General features: G+C 60.2%; 18 protein-coding genes and 1 tRNA gene. 10 read left to right on the top strand and 9 right to left on the bottom strand.

Annotated elements, in window-relative coordinates:
• Positions 1–126 precede the first annotated feature (126 nt).
• Positions 127–1,698: a TerC family protein gene (locus FBX99_RS02280; protein WP_144927519.1), complete on the top strand. Its 1,572-nt coding sequence runs from the start codon at positions 127–129 to the stop codon at positions 1,696–1,698.
• On the opposite strand, the gene FBX99_RS02275 is transcribed toward FBX99_RS02280, so the two are convergent.
• Positions 1,580–2,545: a LysR substrate-binding domain-containing protein gene (locus FBX99_RS02275; protein ID WP_145130494.1), complete on the bottom strand. Its 966-nt coding sequence runs from the start codon at positions 2,543–2,545 to the stop codon at positions 1,580–1,582. The genes FBX99_RS02280 and FBX99_RS02275 overlap by 119 nt on opposite strands.
• A gap of 95 nt (positions 2,546–2,640) precedes the next feature.
• On the opposite strand from FBX99_RS02275, the gene FBX99_RS02270 reads away from it, so the two are divergent.
• From FBX99_RS02270 to FBX99_RS02260, 3 genes are all read left to right on the top strand, one after another.
• The gene (locus tag FBX99_RS02270; RefSeq protein WP_144927525.1) at positions 2,641–3,249 is read left to right on the top strand and encodes a LysE family translocator; all 609 of its coding nucleotides are present in this window, start codon (positions 2,641–2,643) and stop codon (positions 3,247–3,249) included.
• A 67-nt stretch (positions 3,250–3,316) separates the two neighbouring features.
• Positions 3,317–3,760, top strand: coding sequence for a DUF3592 domain-containing protein (locus FBX99_RS02265; protein ID WP_144927528.1), 444 nt, complete (start codon positions 3,317–3,319; stop codon positions 3,758–3,760).
• Between the two features lie 2 nt (positions 3,761–3,762).
• Positions 3,763–4,347 carry a hypothetical protein gene (locus tag FBX99_RS02260; RefSeq protein WP_047701413.1) on the top strand — a complete coding sequence of 195 codons (585 nt, stop codon included), beginning with the start codon at positions 3,763–3,765 and terminating at the stop codon, positions 4,345–4,347.
• 156 nt (positions 4,348–4,503) lie between these two features.
• Here FBX99_RS02260 and ychF read toward each other — a convergent pair whose 3' ends face one another.
• The 8 genes from ychF to FBX99_RS02220 all read right to left on the bottom strand — a co-directional run bounded on the left by ychF (position 4,504) and on the right by FBX99_RS02220 (position 11,412).
• Positions 4,504–5,604 (bottom strand): redox-regulated ATPase YchF, encoded by a 1,101-nt coding sequence (gene ychF, locus FBX99_RS02255; RefSeq protein ID WP_145130492.1) that lies wholly within the window; start codon positions 5,602–5,604, stop codon positions 4,504–4,506.
• Between the two features lie 21 nt (positions 5,605–5,625).
• Complete coding sequence (gene pth / locus FBX99_RS02250; RefSeq protein WP_030138575.1) at positions 5,626–6,210, bottom strand: aminoacyl-tRNA hydrolase; 585 nt, start codon at positions 6,208–6,210, stop codon at positions 5,626–5,628.
• 161 nt (positions 6,211–6,371) lie between these two features.
• Positions 6,372–6,974, bottom strand: a complete 603-nt coding sequence (locus FBX99_RS02245; protein WP_145130490.1) for a 50S ribosomal protein L25/general stress protein Ctc — start codon at positions 6,972–6,974, stop codon at positions 6,372–6,374.
• Between the two features lie 137 nt (positions 6,975–7,111).
• A complete protein-coding gene (locus tag FBX99_RS02240; RefSeq protein WP_003205529.1) occupies positions 7,112–8,053 on the bottom strand; it encodes a ribose-phosphate pyrophosphokinase in 942 nt (313 codons plus the stop codon).
• 47 nt (positions 8,054–8,100) lie between these two features.
• Positions 8,101–8,175, bottom strand: a tRNA-Gln gene (locus tag FBX99_RS02235).
• Positions 8,176–8,212: 37 nt separating this feature from the next.
• A complete protein-coding gene (gene ispE, locus FBX99_RS02230) occupies positions 8,213–9,064 on the bottom strand; it encodes a 4-(cytidine 5'-diphospho)-2-C-methyl-D-erythritol kinase (protein ID WP_145130489.1) in 852 nt (283 codons plus the stop codon).
• A 1-nt stretch (position 9,065) separates the two neighbouring features.
• The gene (gene lolB, locus FBX99_RS02225) at positions 9,066–9,683 is read right to left on the bottom strand and encodes a lipoprotein insertase outer membrane protein LolB (RefSeq protein WP_144927540.1); all 618 of its coding nucleotides are present in this window, start codon (positions 9,681–9,683) and stop codon (positions 9,066–9,068) included.
• A 4-nt stretch (positions 9,684–9,687) separates the two neighbouring features.
• Positions 9,688–11,412 (bottom strand): tetratricopeptide repeat protein, encoded by a 1,725-nt coding sequence (locus FBX99_RS02220; protein WP_145130488.1) that lies wholly within the window; start codon positions 11,410–11,412, stop codon positions 9,688–9,690.
• A 172-nt stretch (positions 11,413–11,584) separates the two neighbouring features.
• On the opposite strand from FBX99_RS02220, the gene hemA reads away from it, so the two are divergent.
• The 6 genes from hemA (at position 11,585) to FBX99_RS02190 (ending at position 16,963) form a co-directional block, all read left to right on the top strand.
• Complete coding sequence (gene hemA, locus FBX99_RS02215; protein ID WP_144927544.1) at positions 11,585–12,874, top strand: glutamyl-tRNA reductase; 1,290 nt, start codon at positions 11,585–11,587, stop codon at positions 12,872–12,874.
• Complete coding sequence (prfA, locus tag FBX99_RS02210) at positions 12,871–13,953, top strand: peptide chain release factor 1 (RefSeq protein WP_144927546.1); 1,083 nt, start codon at positions 12,871–12,873, stop codon at positions 13,951–13,953. The genes hemA and prfA overlap by 4 nt, the downstream gene beginning before the upstream one ends.
• An 11-nt stretch (positions 13,954–13,964) precedes the next feature.
• Positions 13,965–14,795, top strand: a complete 831-nt coding sequence (prmC, locus tag FBX99_RS02205; protein ID WP_144927548.1) for a peptide chain release factor N(5)-glutamine methyltransferase — start codon at positions 13,965–13,967, stop codon at positions 14,793–14,795.
• Positions 14,789–15,544, top strand: a complete 756-nt coding sequence (locus tag FBX99_RS02200) for a molybdopterin-synthase adenylyltransferase MoeB (protein ID WP_144927551.1) — start codon at positions 14,789–14,791, stop codon at positions 15,542–15,544. Before prmC ends, FBX99_RS02200 begins: the two co-directional genes overlap by 7 nt.
• The gene (murI, locus tag FBX99_RS02195) at positions 15,537–16,328 is read left to right on the top strand and encodes a glutamate racemase (protein ID WP_144927554.1); all 792 of its coding nucleotides are present in this window, start codon (positions 15,537–15,539) and stop codon (positions 16,326–16,328) included. Before FBX99_RS02200 ends, murI begins: the two co-directional genes overlap by 8 nt.
• Before the next feature lie 116 nt (positions 16,329–16,444).
• Positions 16,445–16,963: an acyloxyacyl hydrolase gene (locus FBX99_RS02190; protein ID WP_144927557.1), complete on the top strand. Its 519-nt coding sequence runs from the start codon at positions 16,445–16,447 to the stop codon at positions 16,961–16,963.
• The last annotated feature ends 35 nt before the right edge of the window (positions 16,964–16,998 follow it).

The following is a 16,998-nucleotide window of genomic DNA, read 5'->3' as shown; positions in this document are numbered from 1 at the left end:
GTAGGATTTTTATCCCAAATTACTTTCAGGTCGATATGAACACCCCCATGGAGCCCCCCAGTCGCTTTTCTCCTCCCATTCGTTGCATCCATCTGACGATCTCTTTCCGAGGGGGTGAATAACACCATGGAATGGATCGTTGACCCCACGGCCTGGCTTGGCCTCCTGACGCTGATCGTGCTGGAGCTGGTGCTCGGCATCGACAACCTTGTTTTCATCGCCATCCTGGCCGACAAGCTTCCTCCAGAGCAGCGGGACCGTGCCCGCATCATCGGGCTGTCCCTGGCGCTGCTGATGCGTCTTGGTTTGCTGGCGAGCATTTCCTGGATGGTGACCCTGACCGAGCCGTTGTTCGAGGTCTTCGACAAGATGTTCTCGGGGCGAGACTTGATCATGTTGTTCGGGGGCGTGTTTCTGTTGTTCAAGGCAACCATGGAGCTGCATGAGCGACTCGAAGGGCATGTGGCCCAGCGCACGGGGCGCGCGGCCTACGCGATGTTCTGGCCAATCGTTGCGCAGATCGTGGTGCTGGACGCGGTGTTTTCGCTGGATGCCGTGATCACCGCCGTGGGTATGGTGGAACACTTGTCGGTCATGATGATTGCGGTGATTTTCTCCATCGGCCTGATGATCATCGCGAGCAAGCCGCTGACCAGATTCGTCAACGGGCACCCCACTGTCATCATGCTCTGCCTGGGCTTCCTGATGATGATCGGTTTCAGCCTTACCGCGGAGGGCCTGGGTTTCCACATTCCGAAAGGTTACCTCTACGCCGCGATAGGCTTCTCGATCCTGATCGAACTGTTCAACCAGCTGGCTCGTTCACGCCGCAAGAAGAGCCTGCAGGGCCGCCGCCCCATGCGCCAACGTACCGCCCATGCAGTGATGCGTTTGTTGGGTGGCCATTCGTTGGACGCCGACGAGGTCGGTGAAGAGATCGCCGACATGCTCGCAAGCGATGAGGTCGAACCGGCGTTCGACCGCCGCGAACGGGTCATGATCAGCGGTGTGCTTCAGTTGGCGGAACGTCCGATACGCGGGGTCATGACTCCCCGCGCGGAAATCGATCACCTCGACCTGGCCGACACCCCAGACGTGATCCGCACGAAGCTGATGCACTCGTCTTACTCCAGGTTGCCGTTGATTCGTGATGGTCAGGTCGATGAGCCGTTGGGTTTCGTCCACAAGAAGGAACTGCTCAAGGAACTGTTGGCGGGGCACGAGCCAGATCTGGGAGCCATGGCCCGCAAGGCAGTCAATTTGCTGGACAGTTTCACGATTCTCAACGCGCTGGAACAAATGCGTAAGGAGTCGACGCACATCGCTTTTGTGGTGAACGAGTTCGGTGATTTCGTGGGGCTGCTCACCATGACCGACATCCTCGAATCCATCGCCGGTGAGTTGCCCGATGCCAGTGAAATCGAAGGCCCGAATATCCTGGCCCAGGAGGGCGGCTTTCTCATCAGTGGTGCACTGAACCTCAGTCAGATCCGCGAGCAGACGGGCTTCCAGGCGCAGGCCACCGATGACTACCAGACACTCGCGGGTTTGGTCATGAGCTTGCTGGATCGCTTGCCGGTCATTGGCGATGAGCTTCATTGGCAGGCGTGGAGCCTGCGGGTTGTAGAGGTCCAGGAGCGTCGGGTGACGAGGGTGTTGTTGCGTCCTGACGGATATGAGACCGCGTCCAGTCGATAAACACCTGGGTTTCAGCCGCTGCGTCCGGGGAGACGCCGTAGTAATAACGGATCAGCGGCAGCTGCAAGGAGGGGAACTGGCTGGTCAGCCGCCCTGTGGATAAGTCCCTGCCTAGCAATGAAACCGGACACAGCGCCACACCCAGGCCATCGACGGCGGCCTGCAACACCAAGTGCATGTGGTCGAATGGCAGGGTCGGTCGAGTTCGCAACTGCGCGAGGCCCGTCTGTCTGGCCCAGTCCGGCCAATCACTGCTGCGAGTCCTTGCGGTCAGCAGCGTGTGCTGGAGCAGATCGTTGGGACTGTCCAGCGGCTGGCTTTGCAACAGGCGCGGGGCGGTGACCAGTATCAGGTGATCTTCCAGCAACGCGTGGGGGTGAACGTTGGCTGACCATCCGGACTGTCCGCGGCGAATCACGACGTCGAATGCTTCGCGCGACAGATCCGGTGGCCGGGTGCTGGTGACCACTTCAGGGTGGATATCCGGGTACTGCGCCATGAAGTCCGGTAATCGCGGGATCAGCCAGCGTACTGCGAAGGATGGGCGCACATTGATCGTCACTTTGCGCCGCGAAGCGCTGCGGGTCAGTGCGGTCGCGGCGTTGGCAATCTGTGCAAGGGCCATGCTGACCTGCTCGTAAAACGTCTGGCCGGCCGGTGTGAGCACGGATTGACGGGTACGACGTTCGAAAAGCAGCACCCCCAGATGTTCTTCGAGCAGCTTGATATGACGGCTGACAGCGCTGTGGCTGACATGCAGTTCTTCGGCCGCACGGCTGAAACTCTGGTGGCGAGCGGCAGTGGCGAAGGCACGCACGGCGTTCAAGGGCGGGAGGTTGGCAATCATGTGTCTAATTTAGGCACATCAGGGGTGTAATTAAAGCGTTTGTCAGCGATGCCCCTTCATACCACTCTGGGCACCACATGCTCTGGAGTTATTTCATGGTTAATTATGGATTGTTTCTGATGTTGGCTACCCTGACCGTGCTCAGCCCTGGCCCCGGGGTGGTGCTGACGATTTCCAATGCCTTGCGCCATGGCTGGACCGGTTCGTTTCCCGGCATCTTCGGTATCGCGTTGGGGGCGTTTGTCGTGGCGGGTATTTCCGCTACCAGTGTCGGGCTGATCCTCGCCGCGTCAGCCACTGCGTTCATCGTTCTCAAATATGTCGGCGCGCTGTACTTGCTATACCTTGGGATCAAGATGTGGCGTACGAGGCGTTTCATTCCAGAACTCGACATCACGTCGCTGCATCCGTGGCACCGATTCGTCGAAGCCCTGTCGATCCAACTCCTGAATCCCAAGGCGGGCTTCTTCTTTCTCGCGGTATTCCCGCAGTTCATCAAGCCGGGAGATAACTACTACAGTCAGTTTTTCCTGCTGGTGTCTTCCTACAGCTTGCTTGTCGTACTGGTTCATACCGGGTATGCATTCATGGCCAACCGTGCAAGAGGCTGGCTCTCCACGAACAGGGGGGCAGGGATCGTCGGCAGGTTGTCGGGTATCACTTTTTTCTGTTTTGGTGTACTGATGGCCTCCGCCAGCAAATGAGCGGACTCGGAGAAAGCTTCTTGCTATCCTGACCTCCCTCTTTCATGGACGAATACTGAGACCCTTCATGGCTAACGACACTTCGTCATCCATCGGGAAGATATTGCGGGGGCTGCTGTTTGCCCTGATCGGTATCGGCCTGTTGAGCATTGCCGTTCATCTCACACTTGATCGACGCGAATTCCTCGCTCATGCACAGACCGCCGATGGCGTCGTCAGCCGCTTGAATGCCGGTGGCTCGCATCCCGAGATTGCCTTTACCACCGGCAGTGGTGAAAAGATTTCCTACCCCCAGGGCGGTTTTATCTTCGGCTATCGACAGGATCAGTCGGTGCGGGTGCATTACCTGCCCGAAAAGCCGGCTGGCAGCGCCATCGTCGATGACCCGGCCGCACTGTGGGGCACCCCGGGTGTATTGGGTTGCATCGGCCTGGTGTTCGCCATTGTCGGTTTGCTGGGAATCATCCGTCAGCGTGGTCGCGGTGCGGCTCATTCACATAAAGGATTCTGATCATGAGTTACAACATCCCGATCCCGGTCAACGAAAGTCGCTGGCAGTACCAGACCGCCAGTGGCGGCGGCCTGACCGTGGTGATGGTAGCGGGCAGTGGCGGTTCGATCATCCTGCGTTCGCCCCAGGGCGAGGACGTCAGCTACCGTTACGGCGGCGTCGGGGTGGGGGCCGGATTTGGCGCGCGGCTGCCGCGTTTCGGCAAGGTCAATATCCAGATCAAAGGCAAGAGCGTGGGCGGGGCCGCGGCGGCGGAGGCGTTCCCGAGTACCGGCAAGGTCTTTGTCAGCGATGCTCTGGTCGAGCGTGACCTGACCAGCGACGACATCACTGGACCGTGCATGTATACGGAAGTGGGGGCGGGCCTGGTGGTTGGCGGTTCGGCCACGGCGTTGCTGTTCGGGCTTGATCCCAAATTGCTGGCGTTGTCGGTGGCGCTGAGCGCCAGCCCTGCGACCATGATGGCTGCCAGCATCGTCAACCGGCAATTGGTGCAGTCGGCGAAGGGAGCCCTGGTCATGGCGGGCATGAACGCTGGCGTGCAGGCCGGTGGTGGGGCGGCGGTCTATATTGGCTATCTGTTTTAGCCAGTTATGAAGAACCTGTGGGAGCGAGCCTGCTCGCGATTGCGGTGAGTCAGGCAGCATTGATGCAGATTGGACTTGGCGAGACTGGCTGGAAAACCTTGACGATGTCCGTGGGGGAGGATGCGTGGCAGTGGTGAGCTGCCACGCGACAAACCGTCAGACGTTAAAGCGGAAGTGCATCACGTCGCCGTCCTTGACGACGTATTCCTTGCCTTCCAGACGCCATTTACCGGCTTCCTTGGCACCGGCTTCACCCTTGTACTGGATGAAGTCGTTGTAGGCGATCACCTCGGCACGAATGAAGCCTTTTTCGAAGTCGGTGTGGATCACGCCGGCGGCTTGCGGGGCGGTGGCGCCGACGCGCACGGTCCAGGCGCGGACTTCCTCGACACCGGCGGTGAAGTAGGTCTGCAGGTGCAGCATTTCATAGCCGGCGCGGATCACGCGGTTCAGGCCAGGCTCTTCCAGGCCCAGGGCCTCGAGGAACATGTCTTTCTCTTCACCGTCGTCCAGCTCGGCGATTTCCGCTTCGATCTTGTTGCAGACCGGAACGACCATGGCGCCTTCTTCTTCGGCGATGGCCTTGACCACGTCCAGATGCGGGTTGTTTTCGAAACCGTCTTCAGCGACGTTGGCGATATACATGACCGGCTTGGTGGTCAGCAGGTGGAAGCCCTTGATCACCAGTTTCTCTTCGGTGCTCATGTTCTTCATCAGGCTGCGCGCGGGCTTGCCTTCGGTGAAGTGGGCGATCAATTGCTCCAGCAGGCCTTTCTGGACCACTGCGTCCTTGTCGCCACCCTTGGCGTTGCGGGTGACTTTCTGCAGTTGCTTTTCGCAGCTGTCGAGGTCGGCGAAGATCAGTTCCAGGTCGATGATCTCGATGTCACGCTTCGGGTCGACGCTGTTGGAGACGTGAATCACGTTCTCGTCTTCAAAGCAGCGCACCACGTGGGCGATGGCGTCGGTTTCACGGATGTTGGCCAGGAACTTGTTGCCCAGGCCTTCGCCTTTCGAGGCGCCGGCAACGAGGCCTGCGATGTCGACGAACTCCATGGTGGTCGGCAGGATGCGCTTGGGGTTGACGATGGCCGCCAGTGCGTCCAGGCGCGAATCCGGCATCGGTACGATACCGCTGTTCGGCTCGATGGTGCAGAAGGGGAAGTTCTCGGCCGCGATACCGGATTTGGTCAGGGCGTTGAACAGGGTGGACTTGCCGACGTTAGGCAGGCCGACGATGCCGCAATTGAATCCCATGGTGTTTCCCCTCGGTAAGAGTCAGGCCTTCTGGCTGTGCAGGTTTTTCATCGCGCGGTTCCATTCACCGGCGAGGATATCCGGCAGCACGCCGAGGGCAAAGTCGATGCTGGCATCGAGTTTTTCCTGTTCGGCGCGAGGCGCGCGACCCAGGACAAAATTTGAAACCATGCTGGCTACGCCCGGGTGGCCGATGCCAAGCCGCAGGCGGTGAAAGGTATTCTGATTACCCAACTGCGCGATGATGTCGCGCAGCCCGTTGTGACCGCCATGGCCGCCGCCCTGCTTGAGCTTGGCAACGCCCGGAGGCAGGTCGAGTTCGTCGTGGGCCACCAGGATTTCTTCAGGCTTGATGCGGAAGAAACCGGCCAATGCCGCCACGGCCTGGCCGCTGCGGTTCATGTAGGTGGTGGGGATCAACAGGCGAACATCCTGACCTTGATGCGAGAAGCGTCCGGTCAGGCCGAAATATTTGCGATCGGCCGCCAGGCTGACGCCTTGCGCGTGCGCGATGCGCTCAACAAAAAGGGCCCCTGCGTTATGCCGGGTCTGTTCGTATTCGGTGCCTGGATTTCCCAGGCCAACGATCAGTTTGATGGCAGTCACGATAGGGGCCCTTCCTGGAGTGTGGATAACGTCGCGATCAGACGTAGCGACAGTGGACGAACAATGCGGATCTACCGTTAAGTAAACTTCGCGTTCCCGCCCGCTGTCTCGCTACGTTCCAGTCCGCGATGTTTTCCGGTCACTCCGGCAACAGAGTGAAATTACTCTGCAGCGCCTTCTACGGTAGCTTCTGGAGCAACACGTGGAGCGTGGACGTTGGCAACAGCCTTGTCATCACCGTGTGCCAGGGCAACGAACTCAACGCCTTTAGGGGCCTTGAGGTCAGACAGGTGAATGATCGTGCCGATTTCGGCGTCAGCCAGGTCGACTTCGATGAATTCAGGCAGGTCTTTCGGCAGGCAGGATACTTCCAGCTCGGAAGTCACGTGCGAGATTTCGCCGCCTTTCTTGACCGGGGCAGCTTCGTTGATGAAGTGCACTGGAACGGTAGCGGTCAGTTTCTGGCCAGCCACGACGCGAATGAAGTCTGCGTGCATGATGAACTGCTTGGCCGGGTGACGCTGCATCGCTTTAACGATGACGTTCTGCTTCTTGCCATCGACGTTCAGCTCGATCACGTGGCTGAAAGCAGCCTCGTCTTCGAACAGCTTGGCCACTTCCTTGGCCAGCATGGTGATGGACTCAGGGGCCTTGTCACCACCGTATACAACGGCAGGAACCTGGTTGGCGAGACGACGCAGGCGGCGGCTCGCACCTTTCCCCAGGTCGGTACGCGCTTGGGCGTTCAGGATGAAATCAGTCATTTTGTATCTCCAAAATAGCCATTCCGGATGACGTCTGCGACCGACGTCAAAGCGGATGGGCAAAAAAGCCCCGCCCCAACATGAGTGTTGGGGCGGGGCGCTTTTCGTCAACGGGATGTCATGTAAGGGCAGGGCCCTTAGCGGAACATCGCGCTGATCGATTCTTCATTGCTGATGCGGCGAACCGCTTCGGCAACCACCGGTGCGATATCCAGTTGACGGATACGTACACAGGCTTGTGCGGCGGCGGACAGCGGGATGGTGTTGGTCACCACCAGCTCGTCCAGCACGGAATTTTCAATGTTCTCGATTGCCCGACCCGACAGCACAGGGTGTGTGCAGTAGGCAAAGACCTTGGCAGCGCCATGCTCTTTCAGGGCCTTGGCCGCGTGGCACAGGGTGCCGGCGGTATCGACCATGTCGTCGACCAGGATACAGGTACGCCCTTCGACGTCACCGATGATATGCATCACTTCGGAGTGATTGGCTTTCTCACGGCGTTTGTCGATGATCCCCAGATCCACGCCCAGGGATTTGGCCACTGCCCGTGCACGCACGACGCCACCAATGTCCGGGGACACGATCATCAGGTTCTCGAAGCGCTGATCTTCGATGTCATCCACCAGAACTGGGGAGCCGTAGATGTTATCCACGGGAATATCGAAGAAGCCCTGGATCTGGTCAGCATGCAGGTCAACCGTGAGTACACGATCGATGCCGACGACGGTGAGCATGTCAGCCACGACTTTCGCGCTGATTGCTACACGCGCGGAACGCGGACGGCGATCCTGGCGGGCATAACCAAAATAGGGAATAACAGCAGTGATACGAGTAGCCGAGGAGCGACGGAAGGCATCAGCCATCACGACGAGTTCCATCAGGTTATCGTTGGTCGGAGCGCAAGTCGGCTGAATAATGAAGACGTCTTTACCGCGAACGTTTTCATTGATCTCGGCAGTGATTTCACCGTCGGAGAACTTACCGACAGAAATGTCACCGAGAGGGATATGCAGCTGACGTACGACACGCCGAGCCAGATCGGGGTTAGCGTTCCCCGTAAAGACCATCATCTTGGACACGCGCAGTACCTGAAGGCTGAGGGTATACCTGGATGAGTATAGGAAAATGGCAGGGGCGGCTGGATTCGAACCAACGCATGGCAGGATCAAAACCTGCTGCCTTACCGCTTGGCGACGCCCCTGTATCTGTTGCTGCGAGTGCCCAGCACTCGATTCCTTTTAGAGCAGACTTTGCAGCTTGCGATGCAACATCGAAACGTTGCTTCCTTTCGCTACAAACCCTGTAAGGGTCTCTGTCAGAAGGGCCGAGACTTTATCAGCTTCAGCTTTGCTTGGGAAGCCCCCAAACACACAACTTCCAGTTCCGGTGAGTTTTGCTTCGGTAAATTTACCTAACAAATTCAATGCGTTACGAACATCTGGATAACGCCTTGCTACCACCGGTAAGCAGTCATTTCGACTGTTTCCCTTGGGAACGGGGCGCACTTTAATGGGCGCAGAGTTACGTGTCAACAGTGGATCTGAAAAAATTTCTGCTGTACTTACAGAGACTTGCGGCACCAGTACCAGGTACCAGGGTTCTTCGGGCTCTACCAGCGTGAGTTTTTCCCCGACACCTTCGGCAAAAGCGGCGTGCCCACGCACGAAAACCGGGACATCTGCCCCCAGTTCCAGGCCAAGCGCTGCCAGCCGATCCGCGTCCCAGTCCAGTTGCCAGAGGTGGTTGAGCCCGAGCAAAGTCGTCGCCGCATTCGAGCTGCCGCCACCGATACCGCCGCCCATGGGCAGGATTTTTTCGATCCAGATGTCGATGCCCAGCGAACAGCCGGATTGTTCCTGGAGTTTTTTTGCGGCCTTGACGATCAGGTTGCTGTCGTGGGGAACGCCTTCGAACTCGGTGTGCAGGCGAATGGCACCGTCCTCGCGTACTGCGAAGGTGATTTCATCGCCGTAGTCCAGGAACTGGAAAATCGTCTGCAGCTCGTGGTAGCCGTCCGGACGACGACCCAGGATGTGCAGCATCAGGTTGAGCTTGGCCGGAGAGGGCAGGGTCAGGCGTGCAACGGTCATGTCATTGCCCCAGCTTGCGCGGTTGCCATTGCTTGATCACCAGCGTGACATCCAGATCGCTGCCGTGCAGCTTGATCCGCTCGGGCAACCAGTAGCCGTTCTGCTGGGCATAGCTGAGGTATTCGATCTGCCAGTCGTCCTGTTCCAGGTTGGACAGGCGGCTGTCGGCATCCAGGGTCAGGCGACTCTTGCTTTCCGGTGCCGGCAGCCCGCGCACCCACCAGGTCAGGTGGGAGACCGGCAATTTCCAGCCCAGTTGCTCTTCCAGCAAGGCTTCAGGCGTGGGGGCTTCGTAGCGACCCTGATTGGCGACTTCCAGCGACACCTGCCCAGGCCGGCCGGTCAGGCGCGCCGCGCCGCGTCCCAGTGGGCCGGACAGGCGGATGTCGTAGTAGTCCTGGCGTTGCAGCCAGAACAGTGTGCCGCTGCCCGAATCCTTCGGCGCGCGGATGCCGATCTTGCCGTCGATCTGCCAGCCGTCGAGGCCGCTCAGTTGTGCCTTGTGTTCACGCCACTGGGCCGGGTTGCCGTGGCCCTGGACGGATTCGCGGGTACCGAAGCCTGTACAGCCGGCGAGCAGGGCGATGAAGCTGAAAACGATGAAGTGGCGCAAAAACATGATTTTAAAGGGTCTCTGATCCGGTCAGGCGTTTGATGGTACCGCGCAGGATGGGGCTGTCGGGCTGTTCCTTGAGGAACTTGCTCCAGATCTGGCGGGCCTCGCGTTGTTTGCCGGCGGCCCACAGGACCTCGCCCAGGTGAGCGGCGACTTCCTGGTCGGGAAAGCGCTCCAGGGCCTGGCGCAGCAGGCGTTCGGCTTCGTCGAGGTTGCCCAGGCGGAAATTCACCCAGCCGAGGCTGTCGAGTACCGCCGGGTCTTCCGGGTTGAGCTGGTGGGCCTGCTCGATCAATACCTTGGCTTCGGCATAGCGAGTTGTGCGGTCCGACAGGGTGTAGCCGAGGGCGTTCAGGGCCATGGCGTTGTCGGGATCGCGCTGGATGATCAGGCGCAGGTCTTTTTCCATCTGCCCCAGGTCATTGCGTTTTTCCGCCAGCATGGCGCGGGTGTACAGCAGGTTCAGATCATCCGGGTATTGCTTCAAGGCCTGCTGAAGCACGTTCCAGGCTTTGTCGCCCTGATTGTTGGCCGACAGCGTCTCGGCTTCGATCAGGTAGAGCTGGATGCCGTAGTCCGGCTGGGCGTCGCGCTGTACGGCCAGGCGACTCTGGGCCTCGGCCGTCTTGCCGTTGCCGATCAGGATATCGGCCTGGCGCAATTGTGCTGGCAGGTAGTCGTTGCCCGGACCGACCTGGGCGTACTCGATCAGTGCGCTTTGCGGGTCGTTGCGTTCTTCGGCAATGCGGCCCAGGTTCAGGTGGGCCGAGTCGACGTGGCTTTCCCGGGCGATCAGGTCTTCCAGATAACCCTTGGCCTCATCCCAGGCCTTGGCTTCCAGGCAGACCAGTGCCAGGGAGTAGCGCAGCTCGTCGTCCTCGGGGTACTGCTGGACCAGGCTGGAGAACTCCACCTTGGCATCGTCCATGCGGTTGTTTTCCACCAGCATGCGGGCGTAGGTGAGGCGCAGGCGCTTGTCGTCCGGATACTTCTTGATGCTTTTTTCCAGCAGCGGCAGGGCTTCGTCTCCACGGTTCAAGCCTTGCAACAGGCGAGCACGCAGCAGGATCGGCGCCACTTCGCCGGCTTCCGGGGGGTTGTCTTCCAGCAGGGTGAGGGCGCCCTGGGCGTCGCCATCCTGTTGCAGCAGCAAGGCCTTGCCGAAAATCAACTGACCATTGTTCGGATGGCGTTCCAACAGGCGATCGAAGCTTTTCATCAGGCCGCTGCGGGTTTCCTGATCGGTATCGGCAGCCGACAGCGCGAGGAAATCGAAGTGGGTATCCCCTTTGCCCTGGAGGACTTTTTCCATATAGGCCATGGAATCATCGTAGCGCCCGGCGCGTGCCAGTTGCACGGCGGCGGCGCGTTGCGCTTCGAGGTCGTCCGGGGCATTGCGGGCCCAGATCATCGCGGTATCCAGCGCCGCCTGGTCGGCCCCCAGGTACTCGGCGATGCGGAACGCCCGCTCGGAGATGCCCGGGTCCTGGGTATTGATGGCCTGGGTCACGTAGTTATCCAGCGCAATGTCGAAGCGATTGCGCTGGCCCGCCAGTTCGGCGCTCAACAGGCTGAAGATGGTTTCTTCGCTGAACGAGCCGTAGACCTTGGGTTTTTCAGGTGCCTGCGTGCTGTCTTCGACCGGCGGCGTACCGTCCGTCGAAACGGGGGCCATGGACTGGCAGCCGCTGAGCAAGGCAAGAGCGAGGAGCAACGCGGAAGATCTATTCATATAGGAAGAGGACGACTAACCTGCGGTCGGATCATCATGACACAAGCCTTCGGTCAAACATAACCGCCCCGTCGATTTACGGAGTCAGCGAGGGCGATAGAGATGCAGTGGTTGTTCTGGATCTGGCGAAGTAGGACAATTGCCGGCTTCACGTCACCATCAGCGACCTTGAATGGCCTTCCTTGCACTTGGTATCAACCACAAGACTGCTTCAGTAGACGTCCGCGAGCGCGTGGCCTTTACGCCTGAGCAGCTGGTGGAGGCCCTGCAGCAGCTCTGCCGGCTCACCGAGAGCCGCGAGGCTGCGATCCTCTCCACCTGCAATCGCAGTGAGCTTTATATAGAACAGGATCATGTTTCGGTCGATGCCGTGCTGCGCTGGCTGGCCGAATACCACGATTTGAGCCTTGAAGAACTGCGTGCCAGTGCCTATGTGCATGAAGACGATGCGGCCGTTCGTCACATGATGCGCGTCGCCTCCGGGCTCGATTCGCTGGTGCTGGGCGAGCCGCAGATCCTCGGCCAGATGAAGTCGGCCTATGCCGTGGCCCGCGAGGCCGGTACGGTTGGCCCGCTGCTGGGGCGGTTGTTCCAGGCCACGTTCAACGCCGCCAAGCAGGTGCGCACCGACACGGCCATTGGCGAGAACCCGGTGTCCGTGGCGTTTGCCGCCGTCAGCCTGGCAAAACAGATTTTCAGCGATCTGCAACGCAGCCAGGCGCTGCTGATCGGCGCCGGCGAAACCATCACCCTGGTCGCCCGCCATCTGCACGACCTGGGGGTCAAGCGCATCGTCGTCGCCAACCGGACCCTGGAGCGGGCCAGTACCCTGGCCGAACAGTTCGGCGCCCACGCGGTGCTGCTGTCGGATATCCCGGCCGAGCTGGTGCACAGCGACATCGTCATCAGTTCCACCGCCAGCCAGCTGCCGATCCTCGGCAAGGGCGCGGTGGAAAGCGCCCTGAAGCTGCGCAAGCACAAGCCGATCTTCATGGTGGACATTGCCGTACCCCGGGACATCGAGCCGGAAGTCGGCGAACTGGACGACGTGTACCTTTATAGCGTCGACGACTTGCACGAAGTGGTCGCCGAAAACCTCAAAAGCCGGCAGGGCGCGGCCCAGGCGGCTGAAGAGATGATCACCGTCGGCGCCGAGGACTTCATGGTGCGCCTGCGCGAGCTGGCCGCAGTGGATGTGCTCAAGGCCTACCGTCAGCAGAGCGAACGCCTGCGCGACGAAGAGCTGCACAAAGCCCAGCGCCTGCTGGCCAACGGCGGCAGCGCCGAAGAGGTCCTGGTGCAGTTGGCCCGTGGCCTGACCAATAAATTGCTCCACGCCCCCAGTGTCCAGCTGAAGAAACTGACCGCCGAGGGCCGCCTCGATGCACTGGCCATGGCCCAGGAACTCTTTGCCCTCGGTGAGGGTTCACCGGATAGCTTTTCGGATAAGAAATCGCAATGAAAGCGTCACTGCTCAATAAACTGGACACCCTCCAGGACCGTTTCGAAGAACTGACCGCCTTGCTGGGCGATGGCGAAGTCATTTCCGACCAGAACAAATTTCGCACCTATTCCAAGGAATACGCGGAAGTCGAGCCGGTTGTCGCCACCTATAAACAGTTGCTCAAAGTGCAGGACGATCTCGCCGGTGCCCAGGCGCTGCTCAAGGACAGTGACCCCGACCTGCGTGAAATGGCGGTGGAGGAAGTCCGCGAGGCCAAGGAACAGTTGATCGAACTGGAGAGCAATCTGCAGCGCATGCTGCTGCCCAGGGATCCGAACGACGGACGCAACGTGTTCCTGGAGATCCGTGCCGGTACCGGTGGCGATGAGGCAGCGATCTTTTCCGGCGACCTGTTTCGCATGTATTCGCGTTATGCCGAGCGTCGCGGTTGGCGGGTGGAGATCCTCTCGGAGAACGAAGGCGAGCATGGTGGGTATAAGGAAGTCATCGCCCGGGTCGAGGGCGACAACGTCTACGGCAAGTTGAAGTTCGAGTCCGGTGCCCACCGCGTACAGCGTGTGCCGGCCACCGAGTCTCAGGGGCGCATTCACACTTCGGCTTGCACGGTGGCAGTATTGCCCGAGCCGGACGAACAGGAAGCCATCGAAATCAACCCGGCGGACCTGCGGATCGACACCTACCGCTCTTCCGGCGCGGGCGGTCAGCACGTCAACAAGACCGATTCGGCGATCCGCATCACCCACTTGCCTTCGGGCATCGTGGTCGAATGCCAGGAAGAGCGTTCCCAGCACAAGAACCGGGCTCGGGCCATGGCCTGGCTGTCGGCCAAGCTCAACGACCAGCAGACCAGTGCCGCCGCCAGCGCCATCGCCAGCGAGCGCAAGTTGCTGGTGGGGTCGGGGGATCGCTCCGAGCGCATCCGAACCTACAACTTTGCCCAGGGCCGGGTCACCGATCATCGGGTCAACCTGACCTTGTATTCCCTGGATGAAATCCTGGCCGGCGGTGTCGAGGCGGTGATCGAACCGCTGCTGGCCGAATACCAGGCCGACCAGTTGGCCGCGATTGGCGAATAAAAGGTAAACACATGACCATCATCGCCAGTCTGCTACGTGCCGCCGAATTGCCGGATTCACCCACACCAAAACTGGATACCGAGTTGCTGCTGGCGGCTGCGCTGGGCAAGTCCCGCAGCTTCCTGCACACCTGGCCCGAGCGAATCGTGCCAAGCGAGGCCGCGCTGCTGTTTTCCGAGTACCTGCGTCGGCGTCGTTCCGGCGAGCCGGTGGCCTACATCCTGGGGCAGCAGGGCTTCTGGAAACTCGACCTGGAAGTCGCGCCCCATACCCTGATCCCGCGTCCTGATACCGAGTTGCTGGTGGAAACCGCGCTGGCCTTGTTGCCGGCCACAGCGGCCAGGGTGTTGGACCTGGGCACCGGCAGCGGCGCGATTGCCCTGGCGCTGGCCAGCGAGCGTCGGGCCTGGACGGTCACGGCGGTCGACCGGGTGCTGGAGGCCGTGGCCCTGGCCGAACGCAATCGCCAGCGCCTGGAGCTGGGCAATGTCACGGTGTTGAGCAGTCACTGGTTCAGTGCCTTGGAAGGCGAGTGTTTCGAGTTGATCATCAGCAACCCGCCTTATATTGCCGCCACCGATCCGCACCTGGCCGAAGGTGACGTGCGTTTCGAACCTGCCAGTGCATTGGTCGCGGGCCAGGATGGGCTCGATGACCTGCGCGAGATTATTGCCCAGGCACCGGCTCACCTCGCACCGGGCGGCTGGTTGGCGCTCGAGCATGGTTACGATCAGGCCGGGGCGGTGCGGGATCTATTGCAGAACCAGGGTTTCTCCGAGGTCCATAGTCGCAAGGACCTCGGCGGCCATGAACGCATAAGCCTGGGGTGCCTGCCGTGCTGAACGATCAGGAGTTGTTGCGCTACAGCCGGCAGATCCTGCTGCAGCATGTGGACATCGACGGCCAACTGCGCCTCAAGCAGAGTCGTGCATTGATCGTCGGCCTTGGTGGCCTCGGTGCGCCGGTGGCGCTGTACCTGGCCGCCGCCGGCGTCGGCGAACTGCACCTGGCGGACTTCGATACGGTCGACCTGACCAACCTGCAACGCCAGATCATCCATGACACCGACAGCGTCGGCCTGAGCAAGGTCGATTCGGCCTTGCGTCGTCTCGCGGCGATCAATCCCGAGGTTCGACTGGTGCCGCATCCAATGGCCATGGACGAGGACAGCCTGGCCGTGGCTGTCGCGGCAGTGGATCTGGTGCTGGACTGTTCCGATAATTTCTCGACACGCACGGCGGTCAATGCGGCATGTGTCGCGGCTGCCAAGCCGCTGGTCAGCGGGGCGGCGATCCGTCTGGAGGGCCAGCTTTCGGTGTTCGACCCACGCCGTCCCGAAAGCCCTTGCTATCACTGCCTCTACGGGCATGGCAGCGAGTCCGAGTTGACCTGCAGCGAAGCGGGGGTGCTTGGGCCGTTGGTAGGCTTGGTGGGCAGTCTGCAAGCCCTTGAGGCCTTGAAATTGCTGGCCGGCTTTGGTGAGCCCTTGGTGGGACGCCTGCTATTGATCGATGCCTTGGGTACGCGGTTCCGCGAATTGCGGGTCAAGCGTGACCCGGCTTGCAGCGTCTGTGGTGACCCCCATGCGTGAAGCGCCGGTCGGTGTGCTCGACTCGGGTGTCGGCGGGCTGTCGGTGCTGGGCGAAATCCATCGGCTGCTGCCCAACGAGTCGCTGTTGTACGTGGCTGACTGCGGGCACATTCCCTACGGCGAGAAAACGCCGGAATACATCCGACAGCGCTGCGCGATCATTGCCGATTTTCTCCTCAGCCAGGGTGCCAAGGCGCTGGTGGTGGCTTGCAATACCGCGACGGTCGCTGCGGCGGCTGATTTGCGTCGCGATTTCCCCCACTGGCCTATCGTCGGCATGGAGCCGGCGGTCAAGCCGGCCGCCGCTGCTACCCGCAGCGGCATTGTCGGCGTGCTGGCCACCACCGGCACCTTGCAGAGCGCCAAGTTCGCCGCCTTGCTCGACCGTTTCGCCACCGATGTGCGAGTTATCACCCAGCCGTGCCCGGGCCTGGTGGAGCTGATCGAGACGGGTGACTTGCACAGTCCGGCCTTGCATCAGTTGCTGCAGCATTACGTTGACCCGTTACTCGCCGCCGGCTGCGATACGCTGATCCTGGGCTGCACGCACTACCCCTTCCTCAGGCCAATGCTCAAGCAGATGATCCCGGATCACATCAGGCTGATCGACACCGGCGCAGCCGTGGCCCGACAACTCCAGCGCCTGTTGGCTGAGCGTGGATTGTTGGCCGAGGGACCGGCCAGCGAAACGCAGTTCTGGAGCAGCGCTGATCCGACACATTTAAGAAATATCCTACCGATGCTGTGGCATTCGTCTGGCCTTGTGCAAGGCTTCAATCTGTAAGCAAAATGTGAAAATTCCGTAAATGCTGCTGAACTTCTGTTCCAGCGCGGATTTCTATACCTTCGTCTGTTTGTAACAAATAACTAACGATGTACGTTCGGAAAAGGATGTTTCTAATGAAGCGCTTACTCTGCTTTGCCGCATTTGCGGCTGCATTGCTGGGGCACACTTACACCGCACAGGCAGCGGGTGTTGAGTTCGCGGTCGGCCAGACCGGCGACTCGACCATGACCTATCGCCTGGGGATGCAATTCGACTGGGACAAGAGTTGGTGGCAAAGCGACGTTGGCCGCCTGACTGGCTACTGGAGCGGTGCCTACACTTACTGGGAAGGGGATAAGACGTCCAGTAACCACAGCCTGTCGTTCTCGCCAGTCTTCGTGTATGAATTTTCCGGTGAGAACGTGAAGCCTTATATCGAGGCGGGCGTGGGTGTTGCGCTGTTCGACAAGACCGAGCTGGAAGATAACAAGCTCGGTAGCTCGTTCCAGTTCGAAGACCGCATCGGCTTCGGCTTGCGCTTCAACGGTGGGCATGAAGTGGGCATTCGCGCTACTCATTATTCCAATGCGGGTATCAAGTCGGATAACGATGGCGTGGAAAGCTACGCCCTGCATTACACGATGCCGCTGTAATACCTGACCCTGTGGGGAGCAGTTGCTTGTAACGT

The sequence above is a fragment of the Pseudomonas sp. SJZ074 genome (assembly GCF_007828215.1).
In the GTDB taxonomy this organism is placed as follows: domain Bacteria; phylum Pseudomonadota; class Gammaproteobacteria; order Pseudomonadales; family Pseudomonadaceae; genus Aquipseudomonas.
Note: the sequence above shows the minus strand (reverse complement) of the source record. Positions and strands in the feature narration are given on the sequence as shown.